General features: G+C 48.6%; 1 protein-coding gene. It reads right to left on the bottom strand.

The features are described 5' to 3' along the window. Nucleotides 1-280: PTS glucose transporter subunit IIA (locus tag NE664_14085; GenBank protein MCQ4727764.1), on the bottom strand; the 280-nt coding region annotated here is incomplete at its 3' end. Nucleotides 281-444: the final 164 nt, after the last annotated feature.

Genomic DNA, 444 nt, shown 5'->3' with positions numbered 1-444 from the left:
CTTTCGCGTCAAATTCCAGCATTAAATCGCCTTTTTTTACGGCATCTCCGCTCTTTACATGAGGAGTAAAATATCTTCCTCCCAGTTTCACGGTATCAAGCCCCACGTGGATCAGAATCTCCGTTCCGTCTTCGGACATCAGCCCGATGGCATGGCAGGTTTCAAAGATCGTGACCACTGTGCCGTCACATGGAGCGCAGACTTTTCCCTCCGACGGTATCACCGCCGCGCCATGCCCAAGAACTTCAGCGGCAAATGTCGGATCCTTTACTTCCTTCATGGGAATAATGGTCCCGCTTAAAGGGCTGTATACTGTATGAGGTACATTTACATTTTTTTCTTCAGCGTTGCCACCGATTTCAGCTTTCTCTTCCTTTTCTTTCTTCTCTTCCTTCTCGTCATGGAACAGTGACCAGGAAATGAAGAAGGCGACTGCTGCAGCCA

The organism is Anaerotignum faecicola, from assembly GCA_024460105.1.
Taxonomy (GTDB): domain Bacteria; phylum Bacillota; class Clostridia; order Lachnospirales; family Anaerotignaceae; genus JANFXS01.
This window is presented reverse-complemented; position numbering and strand designations above follow the sequence as displayed.